The 14,949-nt window shown below is 64.5% G+C and carries 17 protein-coding genes; 8 read left to right on the top strand and 9 right to left on the bottom strand.

Translation table 11 applies throughout. From position 1 onward, the window contains the following. Window positions 1-87: 87 nt before the first annotated feature. The 5 genes from rodA to AC1DSD_RS11890 form a co-directional block, all read right to left on the bottom strand. Complete coding sequence (gene rodA / locus AC1DSD_RS11910; protein ID WP_478030249.1) at window positions 88-1,215, bottom strand: rod shape-determining protein RodA; 1,128 nt, start codon at window positions 1,213-1,215, stop codon at window positions 88-90. Further along, complete coding sequence (gene mrdA / locus AC1DSD_RS11905) at window positions 1,208-3,286, bottom strand: penicillin-binding protein 2 (RefSeq protein WP_478030247.1); 2,079 nt, start codon at window positions 3,284-3,286, stop codon at window positions 1,208-1,210. Before mrdA ends, rodA begins: the two co-directional genes overlap by 8 nt. After that, window positions 3,283-3,792 carry a rod shape-determining protein MreD gene (gene mreD, locus AC1DSD_RS11900; RefSeq protein ID WP_478030246.1) on the bottom strand — a complete coding sequence of 170 codons (510 nt, stop codon included), beginning with the start codon at window positions 3,790-3,792 and terminating at the stop codon, window positions 3,283-3,285. The genes mrdA and mreD overlap by 4 nt, the downstream gene beginning before the upstream one ends. Next, window positions 3,789-4,664 carry a rod shape-determining protein MreC gene (locus tag AC1DSD_RS11895; RefSeq protein ID WP_478030245.1) on the bottom strand — a complete coding sequence of 292 codons (876 nt, stop codon included), beginning with the start codon at window positions 4,662-4,664 and terminating at the stop codon, window positions 3,789-3,791. The genes mreD and AC1DSD_RS11895 overlap by 4 nt, the downstream gene beginning before the upstream one ends. A gap of 69 nt (window positions 4,665-4,733) precedes the next feature. Beyond that, entirely contained in the window at window positions 4,734-5,777 is a 1,044-nt protein-coding gene (locus tag AC1DSD_RS11890) for a rod shape-determining protein (RefSeq protein WP_066583527.1), read from the bottom strand. Between the two features lie 141 nt (window positions 5,778-5,918). Between AC1DSD_RS11890 and mutL the strand changes: the two genes are divergently transcribed. The 3 genes from mutL to AC1DSD_RS11875 all read left to right on the top strand — a co-directional run bounded on the left by mutL (window position 5,919) and on the right by AC1DSD_RS11875 (window position 8,751). Continuing rightward, entirely contained in the window at window positions 5,919-7,706 is a 1,788-nt protein-coding gene (gene mutL / locus AC1DSD_RS11885) for a DNA mismatch repair endonuclease MutL (RefSeq protein ID WP_478030243.1), read from the top strand. Between the two features lie 260 nt (window positions 7,707-7,966). Beyond that, complete coding sequence (locus AC1DSD_RS11880; protein WP_478030242.1) at window positions 7,967-8,407, top strand: anthrone oxygenase family protein; 441 nt, start codon at window positions 7,967-7,969, stop codon at window positions 8,405-8,407. 146 nt (window positions 8,408-8,553) lie between these two features. Further along, the gene (locus AC1DSD_RS11875) at window positions 8,554-8,751 is read left to right on the top strand and encodes a hypothetical protein (protein ID WP_478030240.1); all 198 of its coding nucleotides are present in this window, start codon (window positions 8,554-8,556) and stop codon (window positions 8,749-8,751) included. A 608-nt stretch (window positions 8,752-9,359) separates the two neighbouring features. Here AC1DSD_RS11875 and rplI read toward each other — a convergent pair. The 4 genes from rplI to AC1DSD_RS11855 all read right to left on the bottom strand — a co-directional run bounded on the left by rplI (window position 9,360) and on the right by AC1DSD_RS11855 (window position 11,320). After that, window positions 9,360-9,980, bottom strand: a complete 621-nt coding sequence (gene rplI / locus AC1DSD_RS11870) for a 50S ribosomal protein L9 (RefSeq protein ID WP_478030238.1) — start codon at window positions 9,978-9,980, stop codon at window positions 9,360-9,362. 12 nt (window positions 9,981-9,992) lie between these two features. Continuing rightward, window positions 9,993-10,217 (bottom strand): 30S ribosomal protein S18, encoded by a 225-nt coding sequence (gene rpsR, locus AC1DSD_RS11865; protein WP_066583513.1) that lies wholly within the window; start codon window positions 10,215-10,217, stop codon window positions 9,993-9,995. Between the two features lie 12 nt (window positions 10,218-10,229). After that, entirely contained in the window at window positions 10,230-10,628 is a 399-nt protein-coding gene (rpsF, locus tag AC1DSD_RS11860; protein WP_066826697.1) for a 30S ribosomal protein S6, read from the bottom strand. A gap of 317 nt (window positions 10,629-10,945) precedes the next feature. Continuing rightward, complete coding sequence (locus AC1DSD_RS11855; RefSeq protein ID WP_478030236.1) at window positions 10,946-11,320, bottom strand: RcnB family protein; 375 nt, start codon at window positions 11,318-11,320, stop codon at window positions 10,946-10,948. Window positions 11,321-11,573: 253 nt separating this feature from the next. Here AC1DSD_RS11855 and fabD point away from each other — a divergent pair, with 253 nt between their 5' ends. From fabD to AC1DSD_RS11830, 5 genes are all read left to right on the top strand, one after another. Next, window positions 11,574-12,509 carry an ACP S-malonyltransferase gene (gene fabD / locus AC1DSD_RS11850; protein WP_478030234.1) on the top strand — a complete coding sequence of 312 codons (936 nt, stop codon included), beginning with the start codon at window positions 11,574-11,576 and terminating at the stop codon, window positions 12,507-12,509. 172 nt (window positions 12,510-12,681) lie between these two features. Next, the gene (gene fabG / locus AC1DSD_RS11845) at window positions 12,682-13,422 is read left to right on the top strand and encodes a 3-oxoacyl-[acyl-carrier-protein] reductase (RefSeq protein ID WP_478030233.1); all 741 of its coding nucleotides are present in this window, start codon (window positions 12,682-12,684) and stop codon (window positions 13,420-13,422) included. Further along, complete coding sequence (locus AC1DSD_RS11840; RefSeq protein WP_478030231.1) at window positions 13,419-13,946, top strand: hypothetical protein; 528 nt, start codon at window positions 13,419-13,421, stop codon at window positions 13,944-13,946. The genes fabG and AC1DSD_RS11840 overlap by 4 nt, the downstream gene beginning before the upstream one ends. A gap of 27 nt (window positions 13,947-13,973) precedes the next feature. Further along, window positions 13,974-14,537 (top strand): hypothetical protein, encoded by a 564-nt coding sequence (locus AC1DSD_RS11835; protein ID WP_478030230.1) that lies wholly within the window; start codon window positions 13,974-13,976, stop codon window positions 14,535-14,537. Window positions 14,538-14,638: 101 nt separating this feature from the next. After that, window positions 14,639-14,875, top strand: coding sequence for an acyl carrier protein (locus tag AC1DSD_RS11830; RefSeq protein WP_066583498.1), 237 nt, complete (start codon window positions 14,639-14,641; stop codon window positions 14,873-14,875). Window positions 14,876-14,949 lie beyond the last annotated feature (74 nt).

The raw sequence follows: 14,949 nt of genomic DNA, 5'->3' as shown, positions 1-14,949 counted from the left end.
CCCCGGACGGGGAGGGGGGCAATTACCATCGCAGGCGCGCTTTGCAACCCCTTTTTTGCGGCGCCGCAATTGGCGCCCGCCTGGCCGTTACCAGCGGGTCTGTTGTCGGTTCTGGCGGTCGAGCGACATCAGGATGCCGATGCATAACAGCACCGTCAGCTGCGACGATCCGCCGAAGCTGATCAGCGGCAGCGGCACGCCGACCACGGGCGCCATGCCCATCACCATCGCCATGTTGATCGATACGTAGAAGAACAGGGTCGTCGCCAAACCTGCGGCGGTCAGCCGGGCGAAACGCCCTTCAGCCTTGAGCGCGACATTGACCGCCCACCAGATGATCGTGAACCAGGCGACGACCAACAGCACGCCGCCGACCAGCCCCCATTCCTCCATCATCGTCGCCAGCGCGAAATCGGTATGGCCCTCGGGCAAATAGTCGAGATGGCTCTGCGTTCCGTTCAGGAAGCCTTTGCCGAAAATCCCACCCGATCCGATCGCGATCTTCGACTGGCTGATATGATAGCCGGTGCCGAGCGGATCGCTCTCCGGATCCATGAAGATCAGGATGCGATTGCGCTGATAATCGTGCAGCACGAAGTTGAACGCGATCGGCGCCAGGATCGCGCCGGCCAGCCCGCCGCCGATGAACAGGCGCAACGGAATGCCGGCCAGGAACATCACTGTGACACCGCCGGCGGTGATCATCAACGCGGTGCCGAGATCGGGCTGAAGCATGACCAGCGCGGCGGGAATGCCGATCAGCACCAAGGGCGGCCAGATCGCGCCGAACTTGCGGATCTCGGCAGGGGGCAGCATCTCGTAGAAGCGCGCGCAGGCGAGCACGATGAACGGCTTCATCAGCTCGGACGGCTGCAGGCGGATGATGCCGAGTTCCAGCCAGCGCTGGCCACCGCCGGCGACCTTGCCGAGGATCTCGACCCCCAGCAGCATCAGGATGATGACCGCGTAGATCGGCAGGCTGATCGAGCTCCAGGTGCTTTCGCGTACCCGCGACAAGGCCATCGCGCCACCGAGCAGGACGAAGAAGCGGACACCCTGCGACAGCGCCCAGGGGCGGATATGCCCGCCCGCCGCCGAATAGAGCACGAGCAGATCGAAACAGCCGATCGCCAGGACCAGCAGGATGACCTTCCACGGCAATTGCGCGAGCGGCTCGGGCACGAAGCCGAGATTGGCGGAGGATCCCTTAGTCATTGGTCGCCTCGCGCGATCCTTCCTCGGCCGGCTGGGCGGTATTGGCGATCGCCGCCGCCGACGAATTGGCGGCGTCGGTCGCCGCCTCGACTGCCGGCGCGTCGGTCGGTGCCGCGGTGGCGTTGGTTTCGGTCTGCGCGCCCTGCACCAGCGAAATCTGACTCTTATACGCGGCGGTCTCGGCTGCCATCCGCGTGGCGATGTCGCCGCCCCAGGTCGGCTCGACCTCGGCTAGCGATTTCAGCGCGCGGTCGCGGTCGAGCAGATAGGTGATGATGTCGCGCCCGATTCCCGGCGTATCGAGATTGGTCACCGTATGGCCGCCATGTTCGAGCACGACGGCGGCGGCATATTTTGGATTCTCGACCGGCGCGAAGCAGATGAACAAGGCGTGGTCGCGCATCTTGAACGGCAACGAGGCGTTCGAGCGGACGCCACCTGCGCGCTCGGCCATGGTGATACGCCGGACCTGGGCGGTGCCCGTCTTGGCGCCGAGCGAGGCGCCGGGAATGTTGAGCCGGGCACGGCCGCCGGTGCCGCCCTGATTGACCACGCCGTACATCGCGTCGCGGATATAGGCGAGGTGTTCCGGGTTGAGCGGCAGCGGGTTGGCGATCGGCGCATTGCCGCTCATCACGATGCGCGGTTGCAGCGACCGGCCCGACGCGATGCGCGACGCCATCACCGCGAGCTGGATCGGATTGGCCAGCACATAGCCCTGACCGATCGACGCGTTGAGCGAATCGGCGACGGTCCAGTCGGCCTTGTACTTCTTGAGCTTCCACGCGCTGTCGGGGACCGTGCCGTAACGCTGGGTCGAGAAGGGAAGGTCGAACTTCTGCCCGAGCCCCATGACCCGCGCGACGGGTGCAACCTGATCATAGCCGAGCCGCCGGACCATCTCGTAGAAATAGATGTCGCAGCTCGCCATGATCGCTTGCTTGAGGTTGAGCGGCCCGTGCCCCGATTTCTTGTGGCAGTGGAAGATGCCGTTGCCGACCCGGAGTGAACCGCTGCAGCTGATCCGGTCGTCCGGGCTGACACCGGCACGGAGCAACGCCAATCCGTTCATCGGCTTGACCGTCGACCCCGGTGGGTAAAGCCCCTGGAGGATCTTGTTCATCAACGGCACGTGGTCGTTGTCCGACAGCATCTTCCATTCGAGATGGCTGATGCCGTCGGAAAAGCTGTTGGGATCGTACGCCGGCATCGACACGAAGGCGAGCAGGTCGCCGCTGGTGATGTCGATGACTACCGCCGAGCCCGAATTGGTGCCGAGGCGGCGCGCGGCATATTCCTGCAACCCCGCATCGATCGTCAGCCGCTGGTTGTGACCGGGCACGTCCTGCCGCGTTGCCAGTTCGCGCACCAGTTTGCCGTGCGCCGTGACCTCGACTCGCTTGGCACCTGGATCGCCGCGCAGCCTTTCTTCCAGCGCTTTTTCAAGCCCGTCCTTGCCGATCTTGAATCCGGGTGTGATGAACAGCGGGTTCTTGGTCTTCTGATATTGTTCGGGCGAAGCGGCACCGACATAGCCGGTCAGATGCGCAACCGCCGGACCCGCCGGATAGCTGCGCGAATAGCCGCGTGTCGGCGCCACGCCGGGTAGTTCGGGCAAGCGGACCTGGATCGCGGCGAACCGGTCCCAGTCGAGATTTTCCGCGACCTGGACCGGCTGGAACCCGGCGGCACGCTTCAGGTCGGTCTGGATCCGCGCGATCTGTTCGGGGGGCAGGGACAGCAGCTGCTGGAGCAGTTTCAGCACCTGATCTGTCTGCTCCTTGGGCAGGCGATCGGGGATGATGTCGACGCGGAAGTCGGTGCGGTTATTGGCAATCGGATGGCCATAACGATCGATGATCCAGCCGCGCCGCGGTGGAATCATCGTCAGATTGACGCGGTTGCTTTCCGCCAGCAGCTGGTAGCGCTGGTTCTCGATCACCGCGAGCCAGGTCATGCGGCTGGCCAGCGCCACCGCGACCGCACCTTGCGCCGCGCCCAGCACGAGCGCGCGGCGCGAGAAGCTGTAGGATTGCTGGACCTCGTTGACCAGGCGCGTCGGGCGATTCACGCACGGCCCCGTTTGCGGTCGAGCCAGGCGACCAAACGAGCGACGAAGGGATAGAGGAGCACCGCGACGATCACCTGAAACAACAACAGGGTATCGACATGCGCCTCTATCCCGGTCGCGATCAAGCGTCCTCCGATCAATGCAAAGGCGATCGCGCCGGTCGCCAGCACCCAATCCTGCCAGAAATCGCGCGCCACCAGCCGTTGGTCGAGCATATCGATGGCCAGAAACGCCATGCTCCACAACATCACCGCGCTGCCCAATGGCTGGCCGCTGACCAGGTCGTCGAACAGCCCGAACGGAATCGGCGCCCAGACACGCAGAGCCTCGGGACGCATCAGCCGCCAGCCGAGCAGGATCATCAGGCCGAACGGCGGCAGCACGGGAAAGGTCGCGATGAACGGAATCACGGTGACCAGCGACCCCGCCATCACCGAACCGACCGGAATGAGCCATTGGCCGGTGGGGGAGGTTTGGGGAGCGAACGCGCTCGGCGGCCTGCTCACGGACGCGTGTCCGGCGCGGGTGGCGGCGGCGGTGGCAAATAGGTCTTCATCACCGTGGCAAAATCGAGCGCATCAGGGCGCGCCAGCGGCATGGCGAGCGCGCTGTCGCGGCCGCGCTCGGTGACCTTGGCGACCGGTACGTTGGGCGGGAAGATGCCCCCGGTTCCCGACGTCACCAGGATGTCGCCCGGGGCGAACTGGCCGGTCGTCATCGCGATCGGCCGCACTTCGAGCAAGCCGTCGCCGCGCCCGGCGGCGAAGCCCGGCGCACCGTCTTTCAGGCGCCGCACCGGGATCACACTTTCCGGATCGATGATCATCAGCACCCGTGCGGTATCCGGACCCGCCTCGATCACCCGACCGACCAGACCATCGGGTCCGCGTACCGGCATGCCGGCATGCACGCCCTGGGCAATGCCGGCATAGATCAGGGCATAACGCCGCGTGCTCGACGCCGACGAGCTCACCAACCGCGCATTGATGATGTCCTCGATTGCCGGCTCACGCATGTTGAGCAGCTTCTTGAGGCGGATATTCTCATAGGCGATCGCGCGCGCCTTGAGCAGAACCTGCTCCTGGCGCTGGACCTGCTCCTTCAGCCGCGCATTCTCGCCATGCACGCCGAAATAGCTGCCGATCCAGCCGGGGATCGATCCGATCCCGCGCACGACCGAGCCGACGCCCCAGCTGACCGGCGCGGTGACTTCCGCCGTCCCGGCGCGTAACGCCGAGAAAGCGGGTGGGTCGAGCTTGGAGATCAGCAGCAGAACGGCGCCCACGAGCACGCCCGCGATCGCGATCACGTAGCCGATGAACAGACTATATTGCGCCCGCCGCGAATAACCCGGGCGCCGGTTGCGTGGCGACGCCATTCACTTCCCTCGCACCCCGAAGCCCCGGGATTCTTTCGCTCTCAGGCTTGGATCAGGCCCGAGACTCAATCAAGCATTATGCAGCACGCCGCGGAACATCGGATCTTCCAGCGCGCGGCCGGTACCCAGCGCGACGCAGGTCAGCGGGTCCTCGGCAATCGTCACCGGCAGGCCGGTTTCATCGCGCAGCACTTCGTCGATCCCCGCGAGCAACGCACCACCGCCGGTGAGCACGATACCCTGGTCGACGATGTCGGCGGCGAGTTCGGGCGCCGTATTCTCGAGCGCGATGCGCACGCCCTCGACGATCGTCCCGACCGGCTCGGACAGCGCCTCGGCGATCTGGCCCTGGTTGATCTGGATTTCCTTGGGAACGCCGTTGACCAGGTCGCGACCCTTGATGTGGATCGTCTGACCGATGCCGTCCGCGGGCGGCTTGGCCGTGCCGACTTCCTGTTTGATCCGCTCTGCAGTCGCTTCGCCGATCAGCAGATTATGGTTGCGACGGACGTAGGAGACGATCGCCTCGTCCATCTTGTCGCCGCCGACGCGGACCGAGGTAGTGTAAGCGAGGCCGCGCAGCGACAGCACGGCAACTTCGGTCGTGCCGCCGCCGATATCGACGACCATCGATCCGATCGGTTCGGTCACCGGCATGTCGGCGCCGATCGCCGCGGCCATCGGTTCCTCGATCAGCCACACCTGGCTGGCGCCGGCGTTCGACGCGGCATCGCGGATCGCGCGGCGCTCGACCGAGGTCGAGCCCGATGGCACGCAGATCACGATCTGCGGCCAGCGCATGAAGCGGCGTTGCCCGCCATGCACCTTGTGGATGAAGTGCTTGATCATCTGCTCGGCGACGTCGATGTCGGCGATGACACCGTCGCGCAGCGGACGGATCGCCTGGATGCTGTCGGGGGTCTTGCCCATCATCAGCTTGGCGTCGTCGCCGACCGCCTTGACCTTCTTGACCCCGTTGATCGTCTCGACCGCCACGACCGACGGTTCGTTGAGGACGACGCCGCGGCCACGCAGATAGACGACGGTATTGGCCGTCCCCAGATCGATCGCCATGTCATGCGACATGAATTTGAAGAAACGCGAGAAGACCATTCGATGTGACCGTCCGAATTCGAGACCGTAGTGACGGCATGCGCCGGGTTGTTTCACCCCGTCCGCCAAAGCCAAATCCGGGCTCCGGTTTGTTGGCATTTGCAGTCGCGGGATGGCGTCGCTTGGTCTAGAGTCAAACCCATGTCAATACGCCGCCTTCCAGAGCATCTCGTCAACCGTATCGCCGCCGGTGAAGTGGTCGAAAGACCCGCCAGTGCGTTGAAGGAATTAGTCGAAAACGCGGTCGATGCGGGGGCGACCCGAATTGCCGTAAAACTGGCCTCTGGCGGCATCGATTTGATCGAAGTGATCGACGACGGATGCGGCATGTCCGCGGCCGATATGGCGCTCGCGCTGGAGCGCCACGCAACCTCGAAACTGCCCGATGAGGCGATCGAAAATGTCGTCACGCTCGGCTTTCGCGGCGAGGCGCTGCCGTCGATCGCCAGCGTCGCGCGACTGACGCTCGAAAGCCGGGTGCGCGGCGCCGATGGCTGGCGACGCGTGGTCGACAATGGCGCGGTGCTGGAGGAGGGGCCTGCCGCGCTTCCGCCCGGCACGCGCGTCCGCGTCGAGGCGCTGTTCGACCGCGTCCCCGCCCGCCGCAAGTTCTTGCGGAGCCCGCGCGCCGAATATGGCGCGAGTCTCGACGTGGTGCGGCGCCTGGCGATGGCGCGGCCCGACATCGCCTTTTCGGTCGAGCATGATGGCCGGCGCGCGCTATCGACCAACGCGCCAGAGGATCGCCCCGGCCGCGTCGCCGCGCTAACCGACCGCGCGCTGATCGAGAACAGCGTCGCGATCGACCTCGAGCGCGAAGGGGTGCGGCTGGGCGGAGTGGCCGGCTTGCCGACCTTCAATCGCGGCGTCGCCGATCATCAATATCTGTTCGTCAATGGCCGTCCGGTGAAGGACCGGTTGCTCGCCGGCGCAGTGCGCGGCGCTTATGCCGAGATGCTGGCGCGCGATCGCCATCCGGTGGTGGCACTCTTCCTCGATCTTCCCGCCGACATGGTCGACGTCAACGTCCATCCCGCCAAGACCGAGGTGCGCTTCCGGGAGCCGCAGATGATCCGCGGGCTGATCGTCAGCGGCCTACGCCGCGCGCTCGACGAGGCGGGCCATCGCAGCGCGCAGCGTCCGAATGAAGCCGCGTTGGCGGCGTGGCAGCCGGAACCGCAAATCCGTCATCCCGACGAAGGTCGGGATCTCTGGCAGTATTCGGAATCGCCCGCGGCCCCGGCCTTCGCCGGGGCGACGTCGGTGATGGAGCACCGTTCCACCTTCTCCATGCCGCCGCCGGCGGCGCGCGCCGAACCGGCCTGGGCACCGCCACCCGAAAACATCGCGCATCCGCTCGGCGTCGCGCGCGGTCAGGTCGCCAAGACCTATATCGTCGCGGAAGCCGAGGACGGATTGGTGCTGGTCGACCAGCATGCCGCCCACGAACGCCTCGTCCTCGAACGCATGCGCGCCGCGCTGGCCGGCGGCAAGGTCGCGGCGCAGGCGCTGCTATTGCCCGAAGTGATCGAACTCGACGAACCCGCCTGCGACCGGCTTGAGGCGCGGATCGAGGAATTGGCCGAACTCGGTCTTGACCTCGAACGCTTCGGTCCGCGCGCGATGCTGGTCCGCTCGACCCCGGCCTTGCTGGGGCAGGGGGATGTCACCGGCCTCGTCACCGACCTCGCCGACGAACTCGCCGCGTTCGACGAAGCGCTGAGCCTCAAGGAACGCCTCGATCACGTCGCCTCGACCATGGCCTGCCACGGCTCGGTCCGCGCCGGTCGCGTGCTGTCGGTCGCCGAGATGAACGCTTTGCTTCGCGAGATGGAAGTGACGCCGCATTCGGGCCAGTGCAACCACGGCCGCCCGACCTGGGTGAAGCTGGCGCATGGCGATATCGAGAAACTGTTCGGTAGAAAATAGAGAAGGTTAGACGACTTCATCTATAGTTGCGTCTGAGGTCGAGCGGCCAGGTTGAATGATCCCGTCGGCCCATTTGCAGACATTCGGACCTTGCAATTCGCCCCGTCACCGATCATTCTGAAATGCCGAAAATAGAGTTGCAGGTCGGTAGCTCCTGCGCCCGTTCATCGGGTTCTTCCCAGCCGCGGCGTCCACCCAACTCGTTTGGGAGGGCGCTGACATGGGTCTCGCGTCCTCCCGGCTGATGCCGAGGAACATTTATGCTTCAACTCTCGATAGCGGCTCTCGTTTTCGCCACGCTGTTCGCCGGTGCCGCATTCTACATAAGTCTCGTGGAGCATCCTTCACGTCTCGGATTGTCGGATGGCCCTTTGCTGGCGCAATGGCAGCCCAGCTACAAGCGAGCGCTACCGATCCAATCCGGGTTGGCGATTGCCGGGGGCGCGGCGGGACTGATCGCCGGGTATCTTTCGGCGGATTGGCGGTGGTTTGCCGGAAGCATCCTGTTGCTCGCCAACTGGCCGTTCACGCTATTCGTCATCATGCCCGTCAACAAACGCTTGATGGCGACGCCGGTAAGCGAGGCGGGCGCTGAAAGCCGCGCGATGCTGGTTCAGTGGGGAAAGCTGCACAACCTCAGGAGCGCACTGGGCGCAGCCACGGCGCTGCTCTTTGTCTGGGCGTTGGCAGGCGCAGGCTAAACGGCCGCTTCGACCATTTTTCTCGTGCAGCGGCTGAACAGCGGGCGCCGGGCCTGATAGTCGACCGGCGGGTTTCGGGTGGGGAAAGCTGCCGGGCCGGATGCGCCTCACTTGCAGACATTCGTTACCTGAGCGATGATCGCTGTGTGCAGATCCTAAGCTTCATCCTGCTGACGCTGGCACTGCTCGTCTGCAACCTGATTTATTGCGGCCAGCGCATCACAGCGGACGTGCGCCATTCTCGGCACGCCCAGGTGACATGGGGCTTGTTGGCGTTCTCCGGCTCGCTCCTGGCAATGGTGGCGATGGTCTGGGCCACGCTCGCTAGTCTCGCTCATTTTTGACGGCGGCTTTCCACCCAGTTGCCGCCTCCCGCCTTCACATTTGTAAGACTGCCTTCGAGAAGCTCGCGCATCTCGATATCGAGAAGCTGTTCGGGCGGAAGTGACCGTTCCGAAGCGGCCAAAGCGGCTATTCTCATCCTGAAACGATAAGTTTCCCGTTCATCTTCTGGAAAGAAAGCTGCCTCGTACGCATCTTCCTCCCGACGGTCATCTTGGCCGAAGGAACAATGCCGTGAACAAGGTTCTGCCGGTAATATTCGCGCTCATCCCGCTGGCTGCGGTTGCTGGCGCTTACGTTACGACGCTCTGATCCCCCCTCGGAGCGTCGACCTGCGACCCCCAGCCCTATAGGGTCGCAAAGAAAAGGGCCGTTCGGAGACGATCCGGACGGCCCTTTTTCATGCCTTTCGCCGTCACCCCGGACTTGTTCCCGGGTCCAAGGTGCCGCGAGGGCTCGGCTGGAGCCTCTTGTCTGACGCCAGCCGCCTGTTGGACCCGGAACAAGTCCGGGGTGACGATTGAGTCTGGCGGAGGACAAGATCGGCAGACGCAAAAAGGGCCGGCGGATCGCTCCACCGGCCCCTTTTTCTTGCCCGAAAGCGGAAGGCTTACGCCTCCGAAGCGTCCTCGGCGGCCGGCGCCGCAGCGTCGGCGGCAGGGGCCTCGGCAGTCGCGCCCGGCTCGGCGTTCGGATCGTAATCCTCGGTGAAGCCGGTGACCTCGCGGCCTTCCTCGAACATCTGCGCCATGACGTCGACGCCCTTGGACTGCATCTCGGCCTCTTCGGGCGAGCGGGCGACGTTGACCTTGACGGTCACCGCGACCTCGGGGTGCAGCTGGACCTTCACGTCGTACACGCCGATCGCCTTGATCGGCTTGGCGAGGACGATCGCCGACTTGGCGACCTTGTGGCCGTCGGCTTCGAGCGCTTCGACCAGATCGCGGACCGCGACCGATCCGTAGAGCTGGCCGGTGTTCGACGATTGACGGATCAGGGTGATCGCCACGCCGTCGAAATTCTTGGCTTCCTTCTCGGCATCGGTACGGCGCGACGCATTGTCGGCCTCGATGCGGGCGCGGTTCGATTCGAACACCTTGCGGTTGGCTTCGTTGGCGCGCAGCGCCTTCTTGTTCGGCAGAAGGTAGTTACGGGCAAAGCCGTCCTTGACCTTCACGACATCGCCGATGGCGCCGAGCTTCTCGACGCGCTCCAGCAAAATAACGTCCATCGCGGGCGCTCCTTACTTAACGAGGTAGGGCAGCAGGCCCAGGTGACGCGCGCGCTTGATGGCCTGGGCCAGCTCGCGCTGCTTCTTCGCACTCACCGAGGTGATGCGCGAGGGGACGATCTTGCCACGCTCGGAGACGAAGCCCTGCAGCAGCCGGACGTCCTTATAGTCGATCCGGGGGGCATCCTTCGCGGAGAACGGGCAGCTCTTGCGGCGGCGGAAAAAGGGTCGTGCCATGGTCGTTGCTCCTTATTCGCCGTCGAAACCGCCGCGGGGACCGCGGTCGTTGCGGTCGCCGCGCTCGCTGCGACGCTCGCGATCGCGCTCGTTCTTGCGCATCATCACCGACGGGCCAGTCTCGTGCTCGTCGACCTTGACGGTCATGTAGCGGATGACGTCTTCGTTGATCTGGGTCTGGCGCTCCAGCTCGGCGACGACCGAACCCGGTGCGTCGATCTCGAGCATCACGTAATGCGCCTTGCGGTTCTTCGCGATGCGATAGGCCAGGCTGCGCAGGCCCCAGGTCTCGGTCTTGACGACCTTACCCTGATTGTCCTCGATGATCTTGGTGGCGGCTTCCGCCAGTGCGTCCACTTGCGCTTGTGCCAGATCCTGGCGCGCAAGGAACACGTGCTCGTAAAGAGCCATGTCTTACCTCTATCTTGGCCGATCGCTGACGCCGCACCATACGGACGCCCCTCCGGCTATCGTCTTCAAAGCAACCGGGGCGGAGAGAACGCGTCCCTCCACCCCGATGGCGGCTCCCATACAGGTTTCCGGGCGGAAAGCAAGGTTGCGGGAGCAGAGCCCTCTCGCGCGTGGAAAGCCCTCTCCCGCATGCGGGAGAGGGTTGGGTGAGGGTCTTCTTTCTTCTTTTTTGGTACCGTGAGGAAGAAGGAAGAAGACCCTCACCCTCCCGCTGCGCGGGCCCCTCCCTCTCCCGCACGCGGGAGAGGGGCTTTATATCAGTTGAACGCGCCGCCGATGACCGCGCCGATCAGGCCGCCGGTGATTGCGACGAGCACCGCGTCGTTGCCCGAACGCACCCAGTGATAGCCGCGCGGCGGTGCGTAGAGGCGGCGGCCGCGATATTGCTGCCAATTGTTCACCACGCGATAATTCTGCGCATAGCGATAATCGAAGCGCTGGCCCTTGTTCCAGCGACGAAAGCTCGGGCGCGCCAGTGAAGTGACTGCATGCGTGATGAGGACGGGGCGGCCGTCCGGGCCGGTTCTGACCTTGGTGCGATCGTCGCGCTGCGGCGCGGCGGAGGCCGGCGCGATCACGAGCGGGCTGGCAAGTAGCGAAATGGCCACGGCCGTGAGGATGAGCTTTTTCATAGTTACCTCCATTCGGACGACGTCGTGATCGGCGTCGGAGGGCAATCTGGGAAGCGCATGTCGTGAAGGTGTCGCGGGAAGCGAGTGATTTTGTATCAACCTGTAGCAGGTCGAAGAGGCTGTCGGTCGGCGTCGCGGAATACTTCATCAGCGGAACGCATCTCGGCGCGAATTTCGGCCCGCACCAAAACGACCGAACTTGCCTAACCAGCGCAGCATTTCTAGTGCCGCAGCCTCAATCGGGGAGACGACGATGCGCGCTTTCATATTTCCGGGCCAGGGTAGCCAGGCGGTCGGCATGGGCAAGGCGCTCGCCGAGGCCAGCGCTGCCGCGCGCGAAGTGTTCCAGGAAGTCGACGAGGCGCTCGGCCAGCATTTGTCGGCGCTGATGTTCGACGGACCTGCCGACGAACTGACGCTCACCGCCAACGCTCAGCCCGCGATCATGGCGAACGCGATCGCGACTTTGCGCGTGCTGGAAAAGGAAGGTGGGCTGAAGCTCGCCGACAAGGCTGATTATGTCGCCGGTCACAGCCTGGGCGAATATAGCGCCTTGTGTGCCGCCGGCGCGCTCGATCTGGCTACGACTGCATTGTTGCTGCGCCACCGCGGCGAGGCGATGCAGGCGGCGGTCCCGGTAGGCGTGGGCGCGATGGCGGCGTTGCTCGGCGCCGACCTGACGATCGCGCAGAAGATCGCCGAAGCCGCCGCGCAGGGCGAGGTCTGCACCGTCGCCAACGACAACGATCCGTCGCAAGTGGTGATTTCGGGCGCCAAGGCAGCGATCGACCGTGCGATCGAAATCGCGAAGGACTATGGCGCCAAGCGGGCGATCGCGCTGCCGGTATCGGCACCGTTCCACTGTCCGCTGATGCAGCCCGCCGCCGATGCGATGGACAAGGCACTGGCCGAGGCGCGCATCGACACACCGCTGGTCGCCGTGTTCGCCAACGTCACCGCGCAGCCGGTCAGCGATGTCGACACGATCCGCAAGCTGCTGGTCGAACAGGTGACGGGCATGGTGCGCTGGCGCGAATCGGTGATCAACATGGCCGACACCGGCGTCGAGCGCTTCGTCGAATTCGGCGGCAAAGTGCTGAGCCCGATGGTCAAACGCATCGTTCCCGACGTCGATACGTCTAGCGTGATCTCGATGGAGGATATCGAGGCTTTGGCTAAATCTTTTTGATTCACGCGGAGGCGCAAAGATTGCAGGATCTAGAGGCTCTGGCGTCCGCTGTCGCTGACGGCGCGTTGCGAAAGCCGCGAGACGCCCAAGGCCTTCGCCGCGTAGTCAATGACTACAACCCTTTGCCTTAGCGCCTTTGCATGAATCAAAATCAAAATCTGGAGATGAAATGATGTTCGACCTCACAGGCATGACGGCCCTCGTTACCGGCGCGTCCGGCGGGATTGGGTCCGCGATCGCCCAGGCTTTGGCCGGGCAGGGGGCCCGGCTCGCGGTGTCGGGATCGAATGCCGACAAGCTGGAGGCGTTCCGGGCGTCGCTCGGCGGCGATCATGTCGCGTTGCAATGTGACTTGTCCGATGGCGCCGCGGTCGATGCGCTGGTGCCGCAGGCCGTCGAGGCGCTCGGCGGCAAGCTCGACATCCTGGTCAACAATGCCGGCGTCACGCGCGACAATCTCGCGATGCGGATGAAGGATGAGGAATGGGAACAGGTCATCAAGGTCAACCTTGAAGCCGCCTTCCGCCTCGTCCGCGCCGCGGCCCGGCCGATGATGAAGGCGCGCTACGGTCGCGTCATCTCGATCACCTCGGTGGTCGGCGCGACCGGCAATCCCGGCCAGGCTAATTACGCCGCATCCAAGGCCGGGCTGGTCGGCATGTCCAAGGCATTGGCGCAGGAACTGGCCAGCCGCAACATCACGGTCAATTGCGTCGCGCCGGGCTTCATCCGCTCGGCGATGACCGACGTGCTGCCCGAGGCGCAGAAGGCGGCGTTGCTCGGGCGCATCCCGGCGGGCGATCTCGGCACCGGAGAGGATATCGGCGCTGCCGTGGTCTATCTCGCGTCCAAGGAAGCCGGCTACGTCACCGGGCAGACAATTCACGTCAATGGCGGGATGGCGATGCTATGAGGATTCTCCTGATCACCGCCGCCCAAGTCGCATTTGGGCTCGTGCCCGGCACCGCCTGGGCGGCATCGGGCGATATCGGCTGTATCGAGACGAAACTGGGTCCGACCGCGATGCAGCGGATCGGCGACGGTGTCGTTACCGCAGCCGACAAGGGAGGGAATCCCGCGGCGGCGCTCGATGCCGACCGCGACGCGCTTCTCGCCGCGCGCCAGGCATGCCGCGCCGCCAGCAATTGGTCGCCGGCCGCGGTCCAGGCCGCCGTTTCCTATACGCAGGGCAGGGCGACCAAACTGGGTGCCGAAGCCGCGCTCAGGAATGACGGCCTCGACGCCGCCAAGCTCGCCGCGGCCTATGCCGCTTTGCCGGCGCAGGATCGCAAGAGCTTGATCGAAAAGGCTTCTTCCGGCGCGCTGGCCACGGTGACGAGCGCTACGGCGCAGCCACGCGCGCGGCGCCATGTGCTGCTCTACTTATCCGCATTGGCGGCGATCGAGTTCTATCCGGCGGATTTTCGGGCGGCGTAACATGCGGTTGTCGATTGGGAGAGGGCATTGATCGCTTTCGCGCTGGCGTTACAGCTATCGGCCGCCTCCCCGCTGTCGCGGGAAATCGATTGCCCGATATTGGAGATCGGCCTTTCGCCCTCGACGCTGGACGCGCTGGCGAAGAGCGTCGACCAGCCCAATGCCGACGCCGCTGTGACGGCGAAGGCCGAGTTGCGGAAGGCAATCACCCAATGTGGTGAGCTTCACAGATGGTCGAAAAACAAGGCAGCCGCGTCTGCGTATTTCTTTACGGGCAAGATCGAATCTAACCGCGCGAAAACTATGCTGGCACCGTTCGGCATCAGCTACGACCTTTTCGATAATTACTATTCGACTCTTACCCCCGATCAGAAGCTGGCCGCAGTCCGAGGTGAAACCCCAGCGATGAGGGATATGATCAGGATGTTGGCGACCAACGGCTTCCTCATCCACGGTTGGCCCGACGACAAAATTCGTCAACTTGGGCGCGCGGCTGGGGCGGTGTTCAATGCGCGTTGGTATATGGAAGAGGCGGTAGTGTCGTTCGAGGGCGACGGACTGTTCCGGTCTCCCTTGAAAGTCGGCCCATAGGATCTGATCCCCGCCACCCCCTTGCGCGGGCACCACTCGCGTTCTACGTGCGTTCAGGAAATTCCCCGGGGTACCCCGGAACAATAGAGGGAAGCTGACGAATGAGCGATACTGCCGACCGGGTGAAGAAGATCGTGGTCGAGCACCTGGGCGTCGAAGCCGGTTCGGTGACGCCTGAGGCTAGCTTCATCGACGATCTCGGTGCCGACAGCCTCGACATCGTCGAGCTGGTGATGGCGTTCGAGGAAGAATTCGGGGTCGAAATCCCGGACGATGCCGCCGAGAAGATCACGACCGTCAACGACGCGATCACCTATATCGACGCACATCAGGGCTGAGCCCTCTTTTCCGTGGCTGACCGCCGCGGGCGTATAGAGTAACGAGCGGCTCCCCGTCCCAGGGTTACCCAGGG

It is taken from the genome of Sphingomonas sp. P4_D12 (assembly GCF_056401895.1).
This window is presented reverse-complemented; position numbering and strand designations above follow the sequence as displayed.